Annotated in this window: 25 protein-coding genes; 7 read left to right on the top strand and 18 right to left on the bottom strand. The window is 38.6% G+C overall.

From position 1 onward, the window contains the following. Position 1: 1 nt before the first annotated feature. Genes QWZ01_RS08425 through QWZ01_RS08415 form a run of 3 tightly spaced genes read left to right on the top strand, consistent with a single transcriptional unit; the run spans position 2 to position 2,410 of the window. Entirely contained in the window at positions 2–1,288 is a 1,287-nt protein-coding gene (locus QWZ01_RS08425; RefSeq protein WP_290322858.1) for an MFS transporter, read from the top strand. Between the two features lie 15 nt (positions 1,289–1,303). Further along, complete coding sequence (locus QWZ01_RS08420; protein ID WP_290322857.1) at positions 1,304–1,855, top strand: carboxymuconolactone decarboxylase family protein; 552 nt, start codon at positions 1,304–1,306, stop codon at positions 1,853–1,855. Positions 1,856–1,858: 3 nt separating this feature from the next. Continuing rightward, positions 1,859–2,410 carry a carboxymuconolactone decarboxylase family protein gene (locus tag QWZ01_RS08415; RefSeq protein WP_290322856.1) on the top strand — a complete coding sequence of 184 codons (552 nt, stop codon included), beginning with the start codon at positions 1,859–1,861 and terminating at the stop codon, positions 2,408–2,410. Positions 2,411–2,480: 70 nt separating this feature from the next. On the opposite strand, the gene QWZ01_RS08410 is transcribed toward QWZ01_RS08415, so the two are convergent. The 16 genes from QWZ01_RS08410 to QWZ01_RS08335 form a co-directional block, all read right to left on the bottom strand. Then, positions 2,481–2,789 (bottom strand): hypothetical protein, encoded by a 309-nt coding sequence (locus QWZ01_RS08410; RefSeq protein WP_290322855.1) that lies wholly within the window; start codon positions 2,787–2,789, stop codon positions 2,481–2,483. A 145-nt stretch (positions 2,790–2,934) separates the two neighbouring features. Further along, entirely contained in the window at positions 2,935–3,108 is a 174-nt protein-coding gene (locus QWZ01_RS08405; RefSeq protein WP_290322854.1) for a BF3379 family histone-like protein, read from the bottom strand. Between the two features lie 105 nt (positions 3,109–3,213). Beyond that, the gene (locus QWZ01_RS08400) at positions 3,214–4,569 is read right to left on the bottom strand and encodes an alkaline phosphatase family protein (protein WP_290322853.1); all 1,356 of its coding nucleotides are present in this window, start codon (positions 4,567–4,569) and stop codon (positions 3,214–3,216) included. A 5-nt stretch (positions 4,570–4,574) separates the two neighbouring features. Beyond that, positions 4,575–5,780: a metabolite traffic protein EboE gene (gene eboE / locus QWZ01_RS08395; protein ID WP_290322852.1), complete on the bottom strand. Its 1,206-nt coding sequence runs from the start codon at positions 5,778–5,780 to the stop codon at positions 4,575–4,577. A gap of 10 nt (positions 5,781–5,790) precedes the next feature. Continuing rightward, positions 5,791–6,972, bottom strand: coding sequence for a 3-dehydroquinate synthase (locus tag QWZ01_RS08390; protein WP_290324597.1), 1,182 nt, complete (start codon positions 6,970–6,972; stop codon positions 5,791–5,793). 12 nt (positions 6,973–6,984) lie between these two features. Beyond that, entirely contained in the window at positions 6,985–7,872 is an 888-nt protein-coding gene (gene eboC, locus QWZ01_RS08385; protein WP_290322851.1) for a UbiA-like protein EboC, read from the bottom strand. A gap of 5 nt (positions 7,873–7,877) precedes the next feature. Next, on the bottom strand, positions 7,878–8,795 hold the full coding sequence (locus QWZ01_RS08380; protein WP_290322850.1) for a TatD family hydrolase: 918 nt from the start codon (positions 8,793–8,795) through the stop codon (positions 7,878–7,880). A 98-nt stretch (positions 8,796–8,893) separates the two neighbouring features. Continuing rightward, the gene (locus QWZ01_RS08375; RefSeq protein WP_290322849.1) at positions 8,894–9,613 is read right to left on the bottom strand and encodes an EboA domain-containing protein; all 720 of its coding nucleotides are present in this window, start codon (positions 9,611–9,613) and stop codon (positions 8,894–8,896) included. Between the two features lie 11 nt (positions 9,614–9,624). Continuing rightward, entirely contained in the window at positions 9,625–9,990 is a 366-nt protein-coding gene (locus tag QWZ01_RS08370; protein ID WP_290322848.1) for a transmembrane 220 family protein, read from the bottom strand. 149 nt (positions 9,991–10,139) lie between these two features. Next, positions 10,140–10,523: a helix-turn-helix domain-containing protein gene (locus tag QWZ01_RS08365; RefSeq protein ID WP_290322847.1), complete on the bottom strand. Its 384-nt coding sequence runs from the start codon at positions 10,521–10,523 to the stop codon at positions 10,140–10,142. 57 nt (positions 10,524–10,580) lie between these two features. After that, positions 10,581–11,105 carry a UpxY family transcription antiterminator gene (locus QWZ01_RS08360; protein ID WP_290322846.1) on the bottom strand — a complete coding sequence of 175 codons (525 nt, stop codon included), beginning with the start codon at positions 11,103–11,105 and terminating at the stop codon, positions 10,581–10,583. A gap of 618 nt (positions 11,106–11,723) precedes the next feature. Next, on the bottom strand, positions 11,724–11,984 hold the full coding sequence (locus QWZ01_RS08355; protein WP_290322845.1) for a hypothetical protein: 261 nt from the start codon (positions 11,982–11,984) through the stop codon (positions 11,724–11,726). A gap of 202 nt (positions 11,985–12,186) precedes the next feature. Next, positions 12,187–12,999, bottom strand: a complete 813-nt coding sequence (locus QWZ01_RS08350) for an SDR family oxidoreductase (protein ID WP_290322844.1) — start codon at positions 12,997–12,999, stop codon at positions 12,187–12,189. Positions 13,000–13,153: 154 nt separating this feature from the next. Further along, positions 13,154–14,041: a dienelactone hydrolase family protein gene (locus QWZ01_RS08345; protein ID WP_290322843.1), complete on the bottom strand. Its 888-nt coding sequence runs from the start codon at positions 14,039–14,041 to the stop codon at positions 13,154–13,156. 322 nt (positions 14,042–14,363) lie between these two features. Then, on the bottom strand, positions 14,364–14,630 hold the full coding sequence (locus QWZ01_RS08340) for a hypothetical protein (RefSeq protein WP_290322842.1): 267 nt from the start codon (positions 14,628–14,630) through the stop codon (positions 14,364–14,366). Between the two features lie 234 nt (positions 14,631–14,864). Beyond that, entirely contained in the window at positions 14,865–15,269 is a 405-nt protein-coding gene (locus QWZ01_RS08335) for a DoxX family protein (protein ID WP_290322841.1), read from the bottom strand. Between the two features lie 238 nt (positions 15,270–15,507). Between QWZ01_RS08335 and QWZ01_RS08330 the strand changes: the two genes are divergently transcribed. Genes QWZ01_RS08330 through QWZ01_RS08320 form a run of 3 tightly spaced genes read left to right on the top strand, consistent with a single transcriptional unit; the run spans position 15,508 to position 17,253 of the window. After that, a complete protein-coding gene (locus QWZ01_RS08330; RefSeq protein ID WP_290322840.1) occupies positions 15,508–16,128 on the top strand; it encodes a hypothetical protein in 621 nt (206 codons plus the stop codon). Then, the gene (locus QWZ01_RS08325; protein ID WP_290322839.1) at positions 16,109–16,411 is read left to right on the top strand and encodes a winged helix-turn-helix domain-containing protein; all 303 of its coding nucleotides are present in this window, start codon (positions 16,109–16,111) and stop codon (positions 16,409–16,411) included. Before QWZ01_RS08330 ends, QWZ01_RS08325 begins: the two co-directional genes overlap by 20 nt. Before the next feature lie 41 nt (positions 16,412–16,452). Continuing rightward, the gene (locus QWZ01_RS08320) at positions 16,453–17,253 is read left to right on the top strand and encodes an oxygenase MpaB family protein (protein WP_290322838.1); all 801 of its coding nucleotides are present in this window, start codon (positions 16,453–16,455) and stop codon (positions 17,251–17,253) included. A 7-nt stretch (positions 17,254–17,260) separates the two neighbouring features. Here the strand turns inward: QWZ01_RS08320 and QWZ01_RS08315 are convergent, their stop codons facing one another. After that, entirely contained in the window at positions 17,261–19,393 is a 2,133-nt protein-coding gene (locus QWZ01_RS08315) for a GH92 family glycosyl hydrolase (protein WP_290322837.1), read from the bottom strand. A gap of 119 nt (positions 19,394–19,512) precedes the next feature. Next, positions 19,513–20,013 (bottom strand): class I SAM-dependent methyltransferase, encoded by a 501-nt coding sequence (locus QWZ01_RS08310; protein WP_290322836.1) that lies wholly within the window; start codon positions 20,011–20,013, stop codon positions 19,513–19,515. Positions 20,014–20,256: 243 nt separating this feature from the next. Here QWZ01_RS08310 and QWZ01_RS08305 point away from each other — a divergent pair, with 243 nt between their 5' ends. Then, the gene (locus QWZ01_RS08305) at positions 20,257–21,327 is read left to right on the top strand and encodes a glycoside hydrolase family 43 protein (protein ID WP_290322835.1); all 1,071 of its coding nucleotides are present in this window, start codon (positions 20,257–20,259) and stop codon (positions 21,325–21,327) included. Positions 21,328–21,419: the final 92 nt, after the last annotated feature.

Below are 21,419 nucleotides of genomic sequence, written 5' to 3'. Positions count from 1 at the left end.
TATGAGCAGTATAACAATTCAACAGCCGATGGAAACATCAATTTCAAAAACAAGCACAGCCGATCTGGCTATGCTTTTTATCATATGCTTTATAAGCAGTGTTTTGGGTGGTGCAGTATCTACACTGATGTCGGTGTATTTGCCTGTAGTGATAAAGGAGCTTCAGGGAGAGCTGCCACCCGAACAAGTAAACGCCATAAGCGGTTACATCAACGCCATATTCATTTTTGGATGGGCGGCAGGTGGATTTATCTGGGGAGTTGTCAGCGATAAAATCGGACGTAAAAAAGCCTTTGTTTACGCAGTGGCTTGTTATGGGGTATTTACCATATTAACCGGTATGATGCCACAATGGACAGGTGTTGTGTTATGCCGGTTCATGAGCGGGTTTGGGGTAGGGGGTGAGTTAGTTATTTCTTTTACTCTTATCAGTGAGGTATGGCCCAATAAAAGTAAAGCAGTATTTACGGGAATCTTATCCATTGCTTTTCCGGTGGGTATATTTTCTGCGGGTGCTATTAATTACATCATGTCGTCATGGCGCGAAGGTTTTTTAATTGGCATTATCCCTATAACGTTTGCCATACTTGGGGCAATCATTATCAGTGAATCGGAAGTATGGAAAAATCATAAAAAACAGAAGAGCATCGACAGTTCAAGCAATTCATTATTCTCACCGGCAAACCGTAGGGAATTAATTGTTGGTTCAATAATGTTCGGTACTATGCTTATCGGCTTATGGGCCATATTTTCGTGGTTGCCAACCTGGATACAAAGCCTTTTTACGGTGGATGCACCTAAACAACGTGGCTTAAGTATGATGTTTTTAGGCATGGGAGGGTTAACAGGTGGCTTTTTCTCCGGCTGGCTTGTTAAACTATTAGGTTTAAGGCGTTCAATGCTGCTTTGCTTTGCTGTTTGTGCCGGGTTATCGTTTATTCTTTTTAAAACAAACAGTTCTTTTTCGCCGGTTATTTATGTAGAGATAGCTATTATAGCTCTGTTTTTTGGAGCCAGCCAGGGGGTGCTGTCGGCATATATTCCGCAATTGTTTGGTACTGGTATCAGGGCTACCGCAACTGGCTTTTGTTTTAACGTTGGGCGATTATTCACTGCATCTGCAGTTTTGTTTATAGGGGTATTGGTTACCACCTTAGGAGGATATGGCAATGCCATATTCATTTTTTCGCTGGTGTTTGTTATTGGTTTTATTGTGTTGTTGTTTATAAAAGACAAAACCACGATCGAACCTCTTAACGAAGCTGGAATTTTATCAGATAATCATTAAAATAAAAACTATTATATGGCACACATCAATGTACCTGAAGGCGTACCTGGAATAAGGTCGCTGGTAATGTTCAGACCCGAAACAGGAAAATATCTTTATGATCTGGCAGAAGTTTTATTACGAGGGGATTCGCCCCTTTCACAGGCGAACCGGGAATTAATAGCGGCTTACGTGTCAAACAGGAACGATTGTTTTTTTTGTACAAATAGTCATGCAGCCGCTGCAAGGTGCTTGTTTCCGGAGAATGATACTGTTGTTGACGATGTATTAAATGATATGGAACATGCCAATATCAGCGATAAAATGAAGGCTTTGCTGAATATAGCAGGCAAAGTACAAATATTGGGTAAGCACGTAAAAGAAGCAGATGTTATAGCGGCCAAAGAACTTGGTGCTACAGACAAAGAAATACATGATACTGTACTAATAGCGGCGGCATTTTGTATGTTCAATCGTTATGTAGATGGTTTGGCAAGCTTTACCCCAACAGATCCCGAAGCGTATAAAGATATGGGGAAGCGCATGATACAAGGATATTCATTACCGGTAAACCCAGTTAATGCATAAATTATGGCACATATTAATTTAAATAACGATTTGCCAGGTATACGCGGGCCAATGGCTTACCGGCCTGAAACAGAAAAACCCTTAAATGCCCTGGCCGAGGTTTTATTACGTGATGATAATAATACTTTAACCCGCGGTGAACGTGAGCTGATAGCTACTTATACATCCTATTTAAACGATTGTTTTTTTTGCCAAAATGTTCATGGTGCCATAGCGGGGTACTATCTGGGGTGTGATATAAACCAAATAGATGCTATTAAAAATGATCCATCGGTTTCGGCTGATGTTTCGCCAAAGATGAAAGCATTGTTGACTATAGCCAGGAGTGTACAAAAAGGTGGTAAATCGGTAACAGCAGATCAGATAGAAAAGGCAAAGAATGAAGGGGCTTCTGAAGTTGAGATTCATGATACCGTTTTAATAGCAGCTGCATTTTGTATGTTTAACCGGTACGTGGATGGTTTGGCAACCTGGGCACCCCAGGACAGGCAAATATATATTGACCGTGCTCCGCAACGTGCAGTTGAAGGTTACCAGGGCAGTATATTTAAATGATCATACTTTCAACCCAAAGTCTTTAAAACCACCTTAAAGGCTTTGGGTATATTAAATTAGTAAGTATAATTTAAAAATAGCTTTCCGTTGAAGACACCAGCGATAGTAATTCTAAATTTGGCTCAACCTCCAAATTGCTTGCCCATAGCTCCTCAGCAAACTTTTTAAATGATGCAAGTTGCTGTAATACCTGGTGTGCATCCTCGCTTTCCAATTGATCAAAATGCATAAAGGTTTTACCATCGGGCAGCAACCAGGCAGTATACTTAATTCCAGGGTGGTTAAGTATTTTAAGCTCAGCTACTATGGCTGCAATATTTTGCTGATTAATGGGAGCAAACTCCGGGCGGGTGGTATATTGAACACGTACAACTTTCATATATCAAATTTAGCATTTGGTGTATAGAAGTATGGTATGCAAACGCGTCAATAATAGGGTGCTGTTGCGACAAACATGAAATAAATGCAAAAGCCCGGCTAAATTTTAGCAGGGCTTTCCTTTAATGAGCTTTAATCGCTTTTGATTATGCGTTCTTTTTCTCGGTAACCTCTTTACGGATATCTGTAGCTAATACTTTTAATTGTTGCATAGCGTTACGCAGACGAGTTCCGGCTGCTTTGTTGCCTTTTTCATAAAAGCTTGCTGCGTCAACCTCAGCAGCTGCAATCACTTCTTTTAATTTTTGAAAATTTTCCATAGTTGTTTTTTAAAGGGGGCAAATGTAGGATTTTGGTTCAAATTCCTGATATATCCAACAGCCGTTTTATTACAGCTGAGTTTAAGTTCCTGAAATAGAGTTGTTCTAATCGGTTAAATGTTGCCATATAATATCAAAAATATCAACCGGGGCAATATTCTTTTGTGCAACCGGAGCTTTTGTTATTATTACAGGCTTATATTTTTCGGCAACACCAACCCGTCCGTGCGAGCCTTTAATTAAGGTAGCATCCAGCGGAATCACATCCATAACATACCTGAGTCCGGCTTTTTTTCGGAGTAATTTATAACCTGCACGCGCCTTTGAGGTCATAAACATTTCTACAGGGTCATACCCTGGTTTTTTATGTATATCAACTACACGGGCATAATCAGGAGCCTTGGCGTCATCCAACCAAAAATAATAGGTAAACCAGCTGTTTTCATCGGCCATCAAAACCAAGTCGCCAGCCCGCTCATGGTCAATATGATAGGCCGCTTGATCATTACGGTCAAGCACCAGTTCAACGCCAGGTACTGTTTTTAACAGCGCTTTTACCTGTTCGGTTACAGTGACATCATTAATATAAACATGGGCTATCTGGTGATCCGCGACAACAAAAGCCTTGGATGCGCCCGGATCAAGGAGTTCCAATCCGCGTTCAACACGTATTTGTAACAAGTTATGCTGGCGAAACAAACGATTTAAATGTATAGGATTGTTTACCGGCGCAATGCCATACTCAGACAGCAGTATAACGCGAGCATTTTTCTTTTCATAAAAAGCTACCAGCTCTTCAGCCAACGTGTCAATTTCTTTAAGCTCGTTAGCTATTTTTGATTCATCTGGCCCAAACTTTTGAAGGCAGTAATCTAAATGCGGAAGATAGATCAGCGTAAGGGTAGGGTCATGAAGATCATCCGTGTACATGGATGCATCAGCTATCCATTTACTTGATTTGATATTTGCACCAGGTCCCCAAAATTGAAAAAGTGGGAATTGTCCTAATTTCTCCTGAAGCATATCACGCAATGCGGCAGGGTGGGAGTAGCAATCAGGCATTTTCCTGCCATCAGCCAAATAGTTTGGTCGTGGTGTTACAGAATAATCTGCAGTTGAGTACATATTGTACCACCAAAACATCATTGATGAGGTAAAAGAAGGATCTGCCTTTTTTGCCTTATCCCATATTTTTTCTCCGCTTATCAGCTTGTTCGATTGTTTCCAGAACTTAACCTCACTATCTACGCGGTCATACCAACCATTTCCGACAATCCCATTTGCCGATGGGTATTTCCCGGTAAGATAGGCCGATTGAACAGATGTGGTGACGGCTGGTAAGAGAGGCTCAATAGTAGTAAGTTTATTACTGGAGATATACTTTTTTAAAAACGGTGTATGCTCACCAATTAAAGAAGCTGATAACCCTACAATATCAATAACAACGGTTTTATGCATCATCGTGGTTAGTTTATTAATTTATTTTTAACCCATTCCATTTCCCGTATAATGGATTGGGTAAGCGGAATTTTCAGAGCATCGGGCAACACTCCCCATGTATAGGTTTCTACTTCGAGATGGTTGGTAAAAAGTGTTTGAGCCTGTAGTGCCAATACTTTAACAATATCGGTTTGGGTTGATTGCAGCAGACCAAAGTTTTCTAAAAAAACAGGTACATGAAAATGTGCCCTCCACTCTGCCGAATCATCGGTAGCAGCTAATGCATCCGGGAGATCAGCATATCGTAATAACTTTCCATCTTTAAATCTTGCGATAACCTGATGCAGATAGGTGGGTTCATTAAACTTTTTAAATTCTGCCAATATCAACTGTTTATCATTTGCCAAATTATCGAAAGTAGCTTTTAATGCCGCGCTTATCTGTATTTTGCCCACTTTTATGCCTTTCTGAGCAAGCTCGTTTATAATAAGTTCATGCGGTTCGTATCCTATGGCAAAATGGCAAACATCATAACATAAATTTATATGATCTTTAATAATTTGCCGGGCTACATCAATTGGTAACTGAAATTTATTATTAAAAAAGTTGATTCCCAAAGGCAATAAAATTTCTTCAAACCAATTGATAAATTCTTCGCCAGTTTCAAGTATTCCATCAGGTTCGGGTTCTATATCCAAATGTAAAGTAATACCTGTTTGAGCTTTAATCCTATACAATTCTGCTGCTACTTTTAGTATGTGTTTGGTGGCTTCAGTTTTGGCAGCTTCAAGCTCTGTTGCTGTCTTGAACCAATATTTATAGCTTAAAGGAGAGGTTGAGATACCGCCTGCCATACCTTCAGGTAATAACTGAGCCAAGATATTGAAAAGCCTGATGGTGTAATCTGTGCGATCGGTAGTTGTCCAATCAGGAGCATGAACCTGATCTTTTACTATCGAGTTATGAAAACTGCCGTAAGGGAAGCCATTCATGGTGAATACATAGCCATCGTTAAGCTGTAGCCAATGTTTAAACTTTACCAGATTATCGCCCTGTAATATCTCTAAACTTGCTTTGTTAGATAGGCGAAGCCCGATACCCATTGGGGCATTTGGTGATAATTGTTTTTTTATATCCGGAAAGCTTTGTTGAAGCGCATCAAAATGTTCGGCCCAGGATTCGCCGGCATATATATTGGTACAATAGGTTAAATGCCCTGCTGTAAGTTTCATATGATATTAATTATTGCAGTTTAAGCCGGTGTATTTCTTCAAGTTTTTTAGCGGCCTGTTTTAATATTTCTGTATCAATTTCATGCACTTCTTCACCTTCACCAATACCGTTTAGCAACATGATGGTTAACTGGCCTCCCAAATGCTCACGAAACTCTTCAATACCTGCCAGGATGGGGCTGTTGTTGCCATCAACCTGAAGCAAATGATGTGAAACCTCAAAACCAAGATTCTGCAAGGTTTGAATTACCCTATCGCTTTCCTGCTCAGATATACGACCCGATAGATTGGAATAAATTGTATCGAGTGCTATGCCCATAGCTACCGCCTCGCCATGACGCACTTCAAAATTACTCAGATACTCCAGTTTATGCGCGCTCCAGTGTCCAAAATCAAGAGGGCGGGAGGAGCCACTTTCAAAAGGGTCTGCGCCTGCTATATGCTCCATATGGAGCTGGGCACATTTCCATATCAAATGGTTCATGGTATTCATATCCCGCTTAACCAGGGCTGTGGTGTTCTGCTCTATCCACGTAAAAAAGTCGGCATCTTTTAACAAAGCAACCTTTACGGCTTCAGATATCCCGGAACGCCAATCACGATCAGTTAGGGTTTCCAAAAACTGTTCGTCGTTAAACACTACTGTTGGCGGAACAAAAGTTCCCAGGAAGTTTTTCTTAGAGAAAAAATTGATCCCGTTTTTGACACCTATTCCAGAATCATTTTGAGACAACACCGTTGTTGGGATACGTATGTGTTTAATGCCGCGGTGCGAAACAGCTGCAGCGTAGCCTACCATATCAAGCACAGCCCCGCCACCAATGGCAGCTATGTAGGAGTGTCTGTCGATGCCATAAGCATTAACAGCTTCAACAACCTGGTTAAAATAAAGTAGATCATTTTTGGCAGTTTCGCCGCCTGGTACAACCAAAATGTCCTGTACAAGTTGAACTTTATTATAAAGCGAAAAATAATCCTGAATGTTCTGTATCAGGTTAGGGTGTGCATCAGTAACACCTTTATCTACAACGAAGAATATTTTACGGGTTGATAACGATGTAGCAGAGTTGAGTAAAAAATCATTAAAAAGCGTATTGGTCTTGTTGAAAATACCGGCAGTAAAATAAATCTGGTATTCAAACTTGACAGAAAATGATTGTGATAAATGCTTCATGTAATATAAAGAACGTATTGAATTAAATAATTAAGTAACGGCAAACGCCTTGGCCAGTAAAAGGGATATAGGCAATAAGCAAGCAATAATTATAGCTGTATAAATGTTGCTGAATGTTGCGGCCCATGTGGCATCCATCAATATTAATGAAATAACACCAGCTTTAACTGCCCCGCCTATATTTTTACCTATAGGGTTTTGAATTGCCTTGAACAAGGGCCTGAATATCATCCATAAGAATGGGATGAGTATAATTGCTGATAAAAGCAGTTTGTTGTTGAGGTAAGAAAAGCAAAGCAGAAAGCTTGTTACAATACAATATAATATGGCTGCAATGTATAAATTAATTCTGCTGCCACCATGTACTTCGCCACGGCTGATCATAGTGATTGAAAAAATATAGATAATAGGCACTATAGCCAGAAAATACCACTGTGATAAAGCCATTGTGATGATGCTGACTCCTAAAAGCAAATTCAAACCCCGGCAGCAACCCATATTGAGTGGCCCCCAAAAGTAGTGGTGTTTAGCTATTTTATTGTATAGTAAAGCAAAAAAAGCAATTGCAAAAGCTAATAAACCAGATACGGGGCTGACTAATGCCGCAATTATAGTTCCGGTAAGTAAAAGAACAGAGCCAAATATGGAAGCTTGCTTAATGCTTACCCTTCCGCTTGGAATGGCGCGTTCCGGACGTTCAATTTTATCCAAATCGGCATCAAAAACATCATTGAATACAATACCGCCCCCATATAAGCAGGCGGTTGAAACGCAAAGCATTATTATTTCCAGTATGTGACCACTAAAAGCTTCTGCCGAAAAAAAGCCCGCTATAGCAGCACCGGCCAAAACATCAGCAACCGAGGTCACAACATTAGCAGGCCTCGTCATTCGCAAATAAACCAGTATCTTATCCAAAATAGTTAACTGATAATGATGGAAGATTTATCAATACGGGGTTGTTGACCGCCTCGTAAAATACTGTTTCCCTCAAACCTTGCACTTTGATCAATAGCGGTAACAAAATCAGCTTCGTTAATTTGGCCGCTTTGGGCAAAAGCCGTAATAGCATTGCGATAAGTAACCAGTTCTATATCTTTAAGGCTTATACCATTTAGTTTCATTAAAGCCGCTGTTTTAGGTACTGCCATAGGGTCACTGATACCCCAGTCCGCAGCCGAATTAACCATTATCCGTTCCGGGCCATATTGTTTGGTAATCTCTACCATACGCTGATTTCCCATTTTTGTAAATGGATAAATAGTAAAGGCAGCCCAAAAGCCCCTGTCCAATACTTCTTTTACAGTTTCTTCATTGTTATGATCAACAATTACCATGTGAGGTTCAAGCCCGTGCTCAATAGCAATATCCATACTACGCTGCGTGCCGCGTTTTTTATCGCGGTGGGGGGTATGGATCTGTACCGGCAAGCCTGATTCCTTTGCCAGATCAAGCTGCAAACGGTAATATTTTTCTTCCGCAGCGGTTTGATCGTCAAATCCTATTTCGCCAATTCCTACAACCCCGTCTTTGTAGATAAATAATGGCAGCATTTCCATTACCTGCTCTGCCAAAGGTTCATTATTTGCTTCTCTTGAATTAAGCCCGATAGTACAATAGTGTTTAATCCCAAATTGTGATGAGCGAAATCTTTCCCAACCTACAAGGCTGCTGTAATAATCTTTAAAACTACCTGGGCCCGTGCGTGGCTGGCCGAGCCAAAAGGAGGGCTCTATAAGTGCAACTATTCCGGCATCAGCCATAGCCTGGTAGTCATCAGTAGTACGCGAGGTCATATGAACATGCGGGTCGAAAAATTTCATCCCCTTGATCAAATCCATATCAAACTTCTCTGTTGATTGCGTTGCCGGAACGCTTCTTTCTTCTATATTATGACTGCAACACATCTCTAATATTTTTTTAAGTAAAAGATCATTGTTTAAAAATGACCTTGTTTCATGTTGTTCAATTGCTGCTCGGTAACAAATTTTTCAACGAGATACCAAAGCATGCTATTTATATCTCTCCCGGCAGCATGGCGCTCCCTTGCATAATCAATCAATATTCGTGCAAGTTCTGAATTTGCCCGATCATCTAAACCGTATATTTTATTTACTTGCTTATCAGTAAAAAAAGCTTTCAAAACCATTTGATTCCATGCCGGTTCTGGTAAGTTTTCAGCAGGGTAGGGATTGTGATACATGATGGCTTCTAACACAATACCTATATTACTTCTGATTCCTTCCGCGCAGCGTTTTACCCACAACTGAGGATATGAAAGAAAGGGCAGGGTAGAATATAAGGCCACCTGTTCATTCATTTCGGCTGCCGAAAAAAGGTTTTCGATGGTACGAAAATACTTGTCTTGATCTTCCTCCCGGTATTGCGTCAATAGCCAAACACGGCTCAAGCGGTCTGCAGTCCAATTGTTGTATGTTAAATCAAGTTTTGAAGCATTTATCAGTCCCTGTTGTCCACTGCTTACTTGTATCTGCGCTTTACCTGTTTTTCTGGGTAGGAGGCCAAACGTTGTGCTAATGCCAGAATTATTGATGCCGTTGGTTTGTGTTTGAAGCCAGTCCCATGCCTCCACGGTAATGTTTTCCTTGATAATATCAGAAAGTATAAGTGTTAATTCTGATGCATTGTAAACGGCCATAACAAAGTGAATTATTGAGCGGCAAAGTAATTAATTAATAGGGCCCCCGTAATGATGAGCAAACCAAAAAATTCCCTTGTTTTTTCTATATAGGGTTTAGTAGCCTGCATGCTTTCAACCAAACTGGGTTTGTTGTATTTAACTAACCAATCGCGTACACCATCTTTTTGAAAAAAAAGCAATGCCGCGTAAATCAGGTAAAATGCTATCAACAGAATATAAGCAAGAGAGTAAAACTTACCAAATGCTGCCATCCCACAACATATTGCTGCGCTTAAATATATGGGTACCCATAAATACCAATCAATATCATTCAAATTGAGGTAGGCAAAAACCAGGAAAGAGAGCAAGAAAAGTATATTTAAAGCAATAAGCATATATTTTTATTAATGAATTAGCAGCAATATGATTAATTATAATGGTGAACCAATTTAAAAATAAATCTTTGTTTACCTATTTTTTGGTGCAATTAATTATAACCTTCTCAACTCTCTCTCCTTAAAATTATCAAAACAGTTTCAGCCTGTTAATCTATGCCATGTAAAGCATTTTCACGTTGAGCATAAGCTAATAACAGCTTGTTGTAATTTTCCAATAATGATATATACCTGTCTTTCCATATATGGCTGCCTGGTATTTCTTCGGCAACAGGATCTGCAATATCAAGATCATTACCTGTATTACGCTCTTTCATGAAATCTTTTTTTGAAAACAGATCCGGAAATTCGACAGAAAAATCGTGTTTGAGAACCACGCCTAAGCGATAAATGATTTCTGGTTTAAGATATTTTTGGTTAAACCAATTATAAACTGATCTGCGGTTAACATGAGTCAGGCGTGCAATTTCAGATATGTTCAATCCCTTTTTGCGGATCGTTAGTTCTATGATCCGTCCATGGTGGCTTTCCATAATTTCTACTTGTTTTAAAAAGTGGGTGACAAAGGTTTATAACAATAAGTTTTAAAATTAAACAGCGCTTAACACTGTTTTTTCGGTATCAATCACCAATGCGCAGTTAAGTTCTTTCATTAGCATCACTACCGATTTACCGTTTATTTTAAGCACTTCGCCCTGCCAGTCTAACAGCAGTCCGTTTTCAACTTTTAACTGATCTCCAACTTTGATGCGAGGCATACTCACAGCTTCGATGTTTTCATGGCTGTCAATAAGCTTTTTTATCCGTTCAATTTCTGAATCGGTAATGGTGGCCGGTTTGCCACAGTGATTAACAAAGTTTACTACACCCATGGTTTGCCTAACCATCAATTGTTCTTTTGGGTCGGCATTTACAAATAGATAGGAAGTGAATAGTGGCAGATCAACCACTTTTGTACGATCAACCCAACGGTGTTTGGTTTTGATTGTGGGACAAAACGAATTAATTTTTTGGGTTTGGAGAAGTTTGTCAACTTTCTTTTCCCATCGCGATCGGGTGTAAACAACCATCCATTTGGAGGCTTTGCTTTTTTCTGTTACTGTGAAGTTTGTCATAAATAATACTGTGAGAGTTATGTAAAAAATTAATGTTCATGGCAACAACGTAATTACATTGTACTAAAATCAGTAGCATAAATAACAAGTGAAACAGGATAACTATGGCTGGGGCTAGCACATAACCTGCTACAATTGTGAGAATTAGGGTGTTGCTAAGGTAAATTTTTCACACTATATGCGAAGGCTGCGTAGGCTCACTTTTTGGCTGTTAAGGCTCAACCATCATTTTTATTATTATAATCAACCTTTTAAAAAAAAAGTTAAATTCATATTAAATTATTAATCTATATAATTCCATTACGTGATTTGGGGTGTGTTTATTGGGGTATTTGGGGAATAGTGTGGATATTTTTCCCCGTTAATTATGGTGTGTAAATCTTGGATAAATATGAAGCCTAATTACAACCAATAGGAGTGATGGGTATAAAACGAATAATGCGGGCACAAAAAAAAGAGGTTGGTACCCCTACCAACCTCTCTAAACTATGATTTTTTAACTTTGTAATTATTTGATAACTATATTACAAGTATTGAGCCAAATTGAAATTTGTATCTAATGTTTTATTCTGCGTTTAAACAAACAATCCAACTTTGGTTATTTCTATTGAAACAGTTTTAATTATTTTTAAAGCCATCATTTTTTAATTTAAGCTTTGCGTTACCGGCAAGCAGAATATCCTGCAGGCGATAATAATCATAACTGATTCTAAGCAGAAGTTGGTTTTCCTGATTTTTTGCATTCAATTCATCAATCTTAGTATTGAGATAATTTAATCTTTCTCTGATTGTGAAAAAATGGATATCAAGATCTTTGTTGTCGCATATATCAGATAATATACTTTGGTATTCTGCGGTTAATTCATCATCATCTTCCATAACAAGTTAATAAATTAGGGTATGTTAAAGTTAGATTAACTGAAAATGGATGTCAAGTTAACATACGGTTAGATTGCTGGATGAGTAGCTTTTAGTGAGAATTGGATGATAAATATGCGTAATTATTATAATTATAATATTGATAATAAGAAAAGCGCTCAAAAATAGCGCCTTTCTTATTATTTATTGATTTATCTTTTGATCAAAAATTAGCCGAAATGGTTTCCAGATATTCCTCAATCGGTACAGAATTACGAAGCGATACCAGGTAATTACCAGAATTACCAATTACAGTACGGAACTTTTTGCTTTGGCCTATAGCCAGTTCATCTATAGCATTCACGATATCTTGCGGGTCGTCTTTATGACTGTCATCTGCTGTAGCGAAAAGATGTTTTAGTTTAACCGTTAATTCATCATATGCGGTAATGTTAGGGTCTGTACTCCAAACAATATTATTAATGAAATTATTGTCGTGTGATCCGCCTTGTTCAATAAGCCGTAACTCAATATTCAGTGGCTTTAATTCGTAATAAAGTCCTTCTGTTAATCCCTCCAATGCAAATTTCGACATATTATATAATGAACCTAATGGTGCTGCTGTGGTAACACCCATAAATGAGCTGATATTAATAAACATACCGCCTTTATTGGCCCTGAAATGTGGCAGAAATGCCCGGATGATATTGATAGGCCCACGAGTGTTTACCGCAAACTGCCAGTCAATATCATTTTCCTTAGTTAATTCTAATGCTCCATAAGTACCCAGGCCGGCATTATTAATAACCACATCAATTTTACCAAAAGCCGCGATAGCATCTGCTGTAGCTGTTTTTACCTGCTCAAGATCTGTTACATCCAGTTTAAATACTTTGATGTTTGGGTACTGTGTAAGTTCGGTTTCTTTTTCTGGCGTGCGCATGGTGGCTGCTACATTCCAGCCCTTCTGAGCAAAGTGTTTCGCTGTTAATCTACCTAAGCCGGTGCTGGTACCGGTTATAAAAATTGTTTTCATGATGTTTCTATTTTTTACTGATACAAAGGTATTTGATATATGATATACTTTTGTAATCGGTATCATAGAGTATACCAGTAAAAACTATCATATCTTAAAACAGAAAAACCTCAATCTTTTTGATCGAGGCTTTCATTTACAAGCAATATTTTGTTTAAGCTAAATTTTCTTTAAAGAAATCGATAGTCCGTTTCCAGGCAAGTTCAGCTGCAGCCTTATCATAACGGGGAGTGGTATCATTATGAAAACCATGGTTCACATTCTCATAAATATAAGCCTGATATTTTTTATTGTTTGCCTTCAGGGCGGCTTCATAAGCCGGCCAGCCTTCTGTGATCCTGGTATCCAACGATGCATAATGAAGCAGGAGCGGGGCCTTAATTTTAGGCACATCGCTTGCAGCAGGTTGGCTTCCATAAAATGGTACAGCAGCAGCCAAATCCGGCACACGAACGGCCATCATGTTAGCAATGCCTCCACCAAAACAAAAACCTACAACGCCTACCTTGCCATTACAATCCGGATGATTTTTTAAGTAATTGAATGCATCAATAAAATCTTCCTCCATTTCGCCTTTATCTCTTTTGCTTTGTAGTGCGCGTCCATCGTCATCATTACCAGGGTAACCTCCCAAAGGAGTGAGTGCATCTGGTGCAAGTGAAATAAAACCTGCCAGCGCTGCTCTTCTGCCTACATCTTCAATATATGGATTTAAGCCTCGGTTTTCATGAACTACGATGATACCCCCCAGTTTTTTCTGAGCATCTATAGGTTTTGATAATAACCCTTTTATGTTACCACCACCTTTTGGTGATGGATAAGTAATGTATCCTGATTTTAAACGCGGATCATCTGCCTTTATCTGAACATTTCCTTTGTAATCGGGCATCAGGAAGGCCATTAATGCCGGTACGGTTAAACCGCCAACAGCAAAAAGAGATAATTTTTCTACAAATGAGCGCCGATTTATCCGGCTATGCGCGTAATCGTCATAAAGGTCAAATACTTCCTGGCTTATGTCTTCTTTGTTAATCTGGCTCATAATTATAGGTTTTTTCAAATGTAATAATTCGTGACAAGGCCTTGATAACCAAATTTCAACAATTTTGATACATATAAAGTTTTTAGTGCAAAAACTATTCAGAAGGGAATGTTTTTTCGTTGGATGGTCACAGATGAGGTAATAATTTATCTACTAACTCAAATTGCTTTAAACGCAGTGAGGCGTTACACCGAGAGAGTGTAATTATAATTAGATGAACGGCAATAAAAGTCCGAAAGAAAACATCATATGGTAATGGGATTGTTTAAGTATACAGTACCAAATAATAGTGTTACCGAATGCACATACTAAGCCTTTTAAGTTAATCAAAGCTGAATATCCAATCGTAAGCCTGCATACATTGTTCCCGAATATGCTGAGGCATCTCAGAGTTATCCTTGAACTTAAAAAACATGATCTTGGAATCCACATAATTAAGTTGAATGTGATTAATGATAAGGTCATGATCCTGCACTCTGTTAACCCCGTGCCTTGAATTAAACCAATACCAGTGTTCTTCCTGAATTTCTTCAAGAACCTGGTAAAATATATTCAGTTGGGATTGAAAAAAAGTCTCTCTCTGTTTCATACTGAAATCGTGTATAGAGTTATTGGTGACAGTATTTCAACTTTTATGCCACCACCCTGCAAGGGTAATTATTGAATTAATGCATAGCATATTGGGGAAAATTTTGCAGATATGATGACTTTTGTATCAGTTTTGTTACCCGGAGTGTGTTAAAGGATTGCCCACTATTAATAAAAATAAGGGCCTTAGATCTGAATCTAAGGCCCTTATTTTTATTAACAATTCATATTAAGCTTATTCTTTAGCATCAGCTAAAGGATAAACATAATTAGCAGGGTAAATGCTTCTGAACATGAGGTAGGTTACAGTTACCATAATGAAAGCAATTATAGCGTCGATAGTTCCGGCGGGGCCAACAATGGTTAGTTTGGAGGAAAAGGCAAAGATGATATCAAAAAATACTCCTGCAAATACCCACTCTTTTAACCTTAACAGTTTGTTGGGAACTAACAAAACAATAATTCCGGAAAGTTTAGCAACGCCAAGTACATAAATAAAGTAAGCTGGGTAACCCAATTTTAAGGTAATATCCCAAACAACCGGGTTTTTAGTTAGTTCAAAAAAGCCGCTTGCGCCAAACCATAATGATGTTAATACAGCGCCTGTCCAATAAATTCTTTTTGCATTTTTAAGTGTCATGATTTTGATGATTAAGTGTTTGTGATGACCAAATTTGAGTTTTACACCTTGAAATCGGGAGCTGTTTCTGTGCGAACCGGACAAATTAGGAGCCCGGAAAGACATTTCTGAACCTAAGAATGTATCAGCTTATAAGAGTATGTTCTCCGTTAAGGGAGAATTCCTCCAATATATTTTATTGATATAAAATTTGGATAAGAAATAAAATTCTTTAACTTTGAAATACAAAGTACTTTATATGGAAGAAAAAGATATTTATTCCGAAATCAACTCCATCCGAACGTTAATGGAGCGGTCAACAAAATTTATTTCACTCAGTGGTTTAGCTGGAGTAATGGCTGGCGTTTATGCGTTAGCCGGGGCCGGCATAGCGTACAAATTACTTTACATGAATAGCGCACATTTCCATTCGGATAATAACACTGTTCAAACACAACTATTTATTTTGGCTATAGTTGTATTAGTGCTTTCAATAGCAACTTGCATTTGGTTAACAACACGCAAAGCTAAACGCAAAGGCAAAAGCGTATGGAACCAAAGTAGCAATTTACTACTGAAGAGCGGAGGATTACCATTGTTAACAGGCGGTTGTTTTGTTTTAGTTTTGTTTATTCAAGGGCACTTTAGTATTATCGCACCTGGTTGCCTGTTGTTTTATGGCCTTTCATTAGTGGCTGCAGCTCAGTACACCTATAGTGATGTAAAGTGGCTTGGTTTGTGCCAAATAGGATTGGGGCTACTGGCAATCCTGATACCGGTTTACGGTCTTCTCTTTTGGGCATTAGGTTTTGGTGTACTGCATATTTTATATGGTAGTATAATGTACTTTAAATACGATCGTGAAAATAGCGCTAACTAATTTTGACAAAGCTTTTGAAAACCGGGTGCGCTTACAAATCATGAGTGTACTGGTGGCCAACGAAAGTTACGATTTTAACTCGTTGAAAGATTTGCTGGAGGTAACAGACGGCAACCTGGCATCGCATTTAAAAGCTTTGGAAAAAGACGAATATATAACTGTAACTAAATCTTTTTTAGGTCGCAAGCCAAATACAAGATACCATGCCTCTGACCAAGGCATCATTGCTTTTAAAAAACACCTTGAAGCACTCGAGAATTTAATAAAGCAGCAGAAAAAGTAGGTTTTTCAAATTAATATCATTCCTGATATCCCGATAAGCTCATGAAGTACTTTGTTGAGGAGGGTTCGGTTGTACGCAAAATCTGGGGCAAGGCCGATACCGTTTTATTTATTTTTGCTGGTGCAGCTGCAGAATTTGCTCTTAATAAGGCTGTCGACTGGCTTTACTTTACCGGTAAACTACCTGCAGATCCATTGGGCAGGCTTTTTTCTACGGTAACGTATGGGCAGCGGATCATTTTTTCAACTAATGACGAGGCTTTTATAGCTATTGATCAGATCTCAACTATACATAAACATGTTGAAACGGAACGGGGCAGTCAGATACCTGATTGGGCTTACCGGGATGTGCTATTTATGCTGATCGACTATTCTATCCGCGCATACGAATTGCTGGAGTGTGGTTTGACACTGGCAGAAAAAGAAGAAGTATTTATTGTTTTTTATAAAGTTGGCTTACGGATGGGTATTGAAGGCTTGCCAACCAATTATAATAGCTGGCAAATTATGCGCGAAAATCACTTGAATCAGGATCTGCAGTTAAGTGATTTTACACGTGATTTGTTTAAGCGTTATCGGCAACATTTAGGTGTAACAAGGTATGTTTTGTTGCGCCTGGTGCAGGCTTTGATGGCTCCCGAACAGGTAAAAACTTTGCTGGCTTTAGATGAAATAGAGCTTTTAAAACCTTTACTTTATCTGTATAAATTAAGTAGTTATATTAATTTACAAATACACATCAGAAATGCTTTGTTACCCGTAAAGTATAGATTGCAAATTCAGGATATGGAGCGGTTTTATAGTAAAAAACATCAACCATATCCTGAAGTTCAAAATGGGTAAAATCTTATTATTGAGTGTTTATTACCAATTGTTTACCCTCTTTTAATGCAGCATCGGTAATAAAGTATCCATTAAGTTTTTTACCTCCATATGTTATCGACGTGATTTTTTTGCCGGTATTCTTTTTTATGATGGTAAAACTTTTTCCTGTTTCCCCAAGCTTGAAGTTTACTTTATCAAACAGAGGTACAGAAACTATGTATTGAGGATCTGCCGGAGAAAAGGTGTAAAATCCCATAGCATTAAATACATACCATGACGACATTTCACCTGCATCATCCATACCGGCATAAGCCAGCTTATCTTTACCCATGCCGTAAAAACGGTTCATGATACTATCCAGAATAACCTGTGATTTCTCTTGCTTACCAACAAAGTAATACATGAATGGAGTACTGTGATCCGGTTGATTACCCTGGCAATACTGACCTATAAAACCTGAGATATTCTCGGCTTCGTAGCCCTTCCAGGGAATAGTGAAAAGTGAATCTAACTTTTGCTCAAAAGCATTTTTGCTTTTATAAAGGGCTACTAATCCCTGAGGATCATGCGGCGCAAAGAAGGTAGACTGCCAGGCGTTGGCTTCACGGTACATATATTCAAAGTATGGATAATCAGGTTTGAAGTTTTTTACCCAGGTACCATCGGCCAGGCGGCCACGCATAAAGCCGGTTGACGGATCAAACACATTTTTATAATTACCGGTTTTACTCATCAATATTCTATAGTTAGCGGTATCTTTTAATTCTTTTGCCAATAAAGCTACCGCGTAATCATCGTAAGCGTACTCTAATGTTTTAGTAACTGCCGCTTTAGTAACAGTGGTAGTTACCGGATTTTGCACATCGAGCTCAGCAATGTATCCTTTGGTATTAAACTCAGTGATGTATGGCCTTGTACCACCTTCAACCGTGGCATTTCTTAGTAGTAGATCATAAGCCTTTTTTACATCATAATCACGTAATCCCCTCAAGTAAGATCCCGCAATAAATGCCGATGCATGGTCGCCATGAAAAAAAGTTGGCATAAACCCTTTTTTCTCCCCTTTATCTATTAATGATTTAATTACATTGTTAGTTACTTTTGGTGATAGCAACCCTAATAATACCAGTTTATTACGATAATCGTCCCATAAAGAAGGTTCTGTATAATAATCAAATCCTTTATTTACAACCTGTCCACTTATGTCGGTAAATTCGCCATTGATATCACTACGTAAAGCAGGCCATAAAAATGACCGGTACAGGCAGGAATAAAACAATCCTTTTTGCCGTTCGGTTCCGCCTGTTACAGTGATTTTTGAAAGCAACTGGTTCCATGTATCTGTAGCCTCTTTACGTACCTGGTCAAAGCTTTTATTCAACATTTCCTTTTCCAGGTTCTCTTTTGCATTTTTTATGCTTACAAATGAAAATCCAATCCTGATCTCCAGTGGTTTATCTGCGTCTGCAAAATGCACTACCGGTACTATTTTGTTGTCATTTTTTACAGAGTCGATATTTTTGATGGAATGGTTAGTAACTGCGTAGAAGTACATCTTTTCTCCTGCCTGCTGAAAGCCAGTAAAAGCATTTAGCCCTTCCTGAGAAATATTCCAGCTCTTCACCCTTTCGTTTGACATGGATAGGTCGGCTATCAGTTTTTTACTTTCACCGGGCTTAAAAGTATATTTATGGAAAGCGCAACGCAGGGTGGAGGTTAGCTCGGCATTAACGCCATATCGCTCTAAATACACCTGGTAATATCCGGGATGAGCAGATTCATTTTTATGATCAAATGCAGATTTATAATCATTTGCATCTATTGTACCTGTTGCAGGCAATAAAGGGATATAACATAAATTCCAATGGCCCTTACTGGTATGACTGAATCCATAAATCACTTTGTCCTCATATTGATAACCCGAACCGCTATGGAATTGGGTAACAGGGGTTAATTGGACCATTGCATTAGGTACAGATGAACCCGGGAATACTTCTGCGCCCCAAACCCTTCGGGTGGGTGTGTAGCCGGCATCTTTAGCATCCGTTAAGGTTGCGGTACCTAATAATGGATTAACATAATTAGTTGGTACTTGTTGAGCCTGCAATTGACAATTCGCAAGCAAAAACGTTAAAACAAATAGAATAATTGCCTTCATAGTGATGTGGTTTTATTATTGGTGTTCTTGAATAGATCATCAAATTTATAAATTTTCAGATCTCAAGCTGAGTTTGATAAGATTGATTAAAAAGAATAGTCTGAAAAGCACAACGTAATTTATGATTGAATGAGCGCCGCGTATATTTCAGCGCGTTTATATATGGAAGACTGGCTGCCCAGTTTATTAATTCTGTTATAACCAAGTTCTGTGAACAGGGTTGTTATACTTTGAAAAGAAAACGGGTAGGGTACCCATGGATTGGCTACATCGGTATCATATTCAACAATCAGAAAATTCCTGTCATTTACAAAATAACTTTCGAGTTTGTGTATGAGTTTTTTCTTGTCTTTTATATAATGTAACGAGTTGGCCATCAATATGCCATCAAGCGGCGGTAGTACCAGGTTATCCGTTTCAAAATTCGCCTGGATAAAATTTACCGGGATACCCAGATGTTGTATTTCTTGATCAACCGCTTCAATTGAGCTTCCTTTTGGTAAAAGGTGAAAAAGTGCTTCTGTAAAAGTACCGTTGCCGCAGCCAAGATCGGCCCAATGTTGTTGCCTGTCTACATCAATTCCATTTTTAATGAGTGCCATCGCATCAATTTGTTTCATAGTAATACAATACTAATTAAAATAATACAGGAGGCACTGCATTTATTCTGTAAGAGCAAGAAATCGCTTGAAGTAGGAATATGATCTTGTGTAATACAGATATAAATAGTCGTTAAAAAGCCTGTAAATTGTTATTTACGGGCTTTTAATTAAAGAGTGATTGCCTAATTGAAAATCCATCAAAAACATTATCAATTTATTTTTATTTTGTTACTGGTTTGTTTAACCGTTTTAAGCTATAGTATGAACATATCTACCATTGTATTTTCCAAATCTCTGAAAAAAACAATTTTGTTAATAAGCATTTGGCTCACAGTTTCAATACAGTTGGCACAGGCACAATCCCGGGATATGTGGATGCTTACATATTTTCGTCAGCGTTACCCTACGCGTATTGAGATAGATAAACAAGGGAAAACGGTAGAGGTGCCTTTACCCAATCCCATGTTGGTGGCGCAACTACATATCGCGTTGTCTGCAGATGGGCGCCATTGGACACCTTTAAACAATAACAAGCCTATATGGGATCAGCACATGCGTGATCAATTTATTCATAAAGGACCTGATGGACTTTGGAGGTTAGTAGCAACAGGAGGAGGAGAGGGCGCGCCGGATAAAAAAGTGTTTGGCCCAAGCTGCATTTACGCTACCTCAAAAGACCTTATTCACTGGCAATTTGAGCAGTACCTGCCTTTAATGAAAGATGTACATGACGAATCAGGTGCGTTGGTAAAAAACATTTGGGCACCCGAATATTTTTATGATGAAGCTACTAAAGAGTATACGTTAATCTGGTCGTCAACTTTCAAAAGTGAGGGTTGGCAGGAAAGCAGGTTATGGTACTGCCAAACAAGCGACTGGAAAACGTTTACACCTGCAAAAGTACTTTTTGCACCCCCATATTCTGTAATAGATGGTACATTAATAAAACATAACGGAACTTATTACTTATTTCATAAAGAAGAAGAATTTGGTGCCAAAACCGGCGAACGTAGAGGGATTCGTGTTGCCGTATCTTCAAAATTGGACGGTCCTTATACTGTTTATGAAGGCCCGTTGAATAAAGGGCAAATTGCACCAACAATTACTGAAGGCCCAAGCGTTATGGCCGATCCTGTAAATCCCGGTGCTTGGTTGTTGTATTATGATTACCCTATGGCCGATCAGTATGGTATTTCATCATCACCAGATCTGCTCCATTGGACTATTGAGAAAGATATAACCTTGCCGCCCGATGCAAGGCATGGTAGCTTATCAAGGCTTACAGCTGCAGAAGCCAAAGCATTACAACAGTCTTTTCCAAATAGTAAATAGCTGACTGTAGAAAAATGGAAGAAATTATGTGGATAATTGAACGAAGTGACCATCAGATTATGCACTTGACAAAACAATCATAATAAGTTATT

The organism is Mucilaginibacter aquaedulcis, from assembly GCF_030409325.1.
In the GTDB taxonomy this organism is placed as follows: domain Bacteria; phylum Bacteroidota; class Bacteroidia; order Sphingobacteriales; family Sphingobacteriaceae; genus Mucilaginibacter; species Mucilaginibacter aquaedulcis.
Note: the sequence above shows the minus strand (reverse complement) of the source record. Positions and strands in the feature narration are given on the sequence as shown.